General features: G+C 48.8%; 12 tRNA genes. All 12 read left to right on the top strand.

Annotated features, from left to right (window positions below):
- The first annotated feature begins 52 nt into the window (after nucleotides 1-52).
- Nucleotides 53-126 (top strand) — tRNA-Asn (locus tag ACOMA8_RS14670).
- Nucleotides 127-171: 45 nt separating this feature from the next.
- A tRNA-Ser gene (locus ACOMA8_RS14665) sits at nucleotides 172-261 on the top strand.
- An 8-nt stretch (nucleotides 262-269) separates the two neighbouring features.
- Nucleotides 270-341 (top strand) — tRNA-Glu (locus ACOMA8_RS14660).
- A gap of 14 nt (nucleotides 342-355) precedes the next feature.
- Nucleotides 356-428: transfer RNA gene (locus tag ACOMA8_RS14655), tRNA-Val, on the top strand.
- 9 nt (nucleotides 429-437) lie between these two features.
- A tRNA-Asp gene (locus tag ACOMA8_RS14650) sits at nucleotides 438-513 on the top strand.
- A gap of 37 nt (nucleotides 514-550) precedes the next feature.
- Nucleotides 551-626: transfer RNA gene (locus tag ACOMA8_RS14645), tRNA-Phe, on the top strand.
- A 1-nt stretch (nucleotide 627) separates the two neighbouring features.
- Nucleotides 628-708, top strand: a tRNA-Tyr gene (locus ACOMA8_RS14640).
- A 9-nt stretch (nucleotides 709-717) separates the two neighbouring features.
- Nucleotides 718-791, top strand: a tRNA-Trp gene (locus tag ACOMA8_RS14635).
- Nucleotides 792-798: 7 nt separating this feature from the next.
- A tRNA-His gene (locus tag ACOMA8_RS14630) sits at nucleotides 799-871 on the top strand.
- Nucleotides 872-879: 8 nt separating this feature from the next.
- Nucleotides 880-951 (top strand) — tRNA-Gln (locus ACOMA8_RS14625).
- 32 nt (nucleotides 952-983) lie between these two features.
- Nucleotides 984-1,055 (top strand) — tRNA-Cys (locus ACOMA8_RS14620).
- A gap of 27 nt (nucleotides 1,056-1,082) precedes the next feature.
- Nucleotides 1,083-1,167 (top strand) — tRNA-Leu (locus ACOMA8_RS14615).
- The last annotated feature ends 178 nt before the right edge of the window (nucleotides 1,168-1,345 follow it).

Genomic DNA, 1,345 nt, shown 5'->3' with positions numbered 1-1,345 from the left:
GTGCCGGGTTGCCCGGTGTGAGAGTAGGACGTCGCCACGCTGTTTGTAATTTTCCGGCATAGCTCAGTTGGTAGTAGCGCATGACTGTTAATCATGATGTCGTAGGTTCGAGTCCTACTGCCGGAGTTCTCTATCTTTGAGAAGGGTAGGGTAATTGCTTCTTTTATCTTTGGAGAGTTGTCCGAGTGGCCGAAGGAGCATGATTGGAAATCATGTAGATGGGTATACCCTGTCTCAAGGGTTCAAATCCCTTACTCTCCGTTTTGACTGGTCCGTTGGTCAAGTGGTTAAGACACCGCCCTTTCACGGCGGTAACACGGGTTCGAATCCCGTACGGATCATTAATCGAATATTTGGGGGTTTAGCTCAGCTGGGAGAGCATCTGCCTTACAAGCAGAGGGTCAGCGGTTCGATCCCGTTAACCCCCATTAAATGTTGGTCCCGTAGTGTAGTGGTTATCACGCCTGCCTGTCACGCAGGAGATCGCGGGTTCGAGTCCCGTCGGGACCGCCATTTTAAAGATTTGATTAACAAACAATTTTATAATTGTGGCTCGGTAGCTCAGTTGGTAGAGCAATGGATTGAAGCTCCATGTGTCGGCAGTTCGATTCTGTCCCGCGCCACCATGGAGGAGTAGCGAAGAGGCTAAACGCGACGGACTGTAAATCCGTTCCTTCGGGTTCAGTGGTTCGAATCCACTCTCCTCCATTTATAACTAGGGGTATAGTTTAAAGGTAGAACAGCGGTCTCCAAAACCGTTAGTGTGGGTTCAATTCCTGCTACCCCTGCCATATTATGGCGACCGTGGCGAAGTGGTTAACGCACCGGATTGTGGCTCCGGCATTCGTGGGTTCGATTCCCATCGGTCGCCCTTTACATTGGGGTATAGCCAAGCGGTAAGGCAAGGGACTTTGACTCCCTCATGCGTTGGTTCGAATCCAGCTACCCCAGTTGATTTCATTGAAATCATACAATAGTATAATGGCGCTATAGCCAAGTGGTAAGGCAGAGGTCTGCAAAACCTTCATTCACCGGTTCAAATCCGGTTAGCGCCTTCGTACTGCTATAAGTACCTTCAACATGCCGGCGTGGCGGAATTGGCAGACGCGCTGGACTCAAAATCCAGTGCCCGTTGAGGGCGTGCCGGTTCGACCCCGGCCGCCGGTATTAACTTCCATCGTTTATCGATGGAAGTTTTTTTGGTTCTACAATATTTATTGTTGGTGGAAAATCTCCGATTTTCTTCCAACACTTTTTTTGTATGCGAAGTATAGAAAAAGAGATACCCAAATTGATAGAATGAAGTCGACTAAAACACACTCACCAAGAAAGGGATATCTCCATG

Origin of the sequence: Enterococcus infantis (assembly GCF_049166715.1) — a bacterium.
Lineage (GTDB): Bacteria > Bacillota > Bacilli > Lactobacillales > Enterococcaceae > Enterococcus_C > Enterococcus_C leclercqii.
The sequence above is the reverse complement of the archived record's forward strand: the minus strand, read 5'-3'. Positions and strand labels throughout refer to the sequence as shown.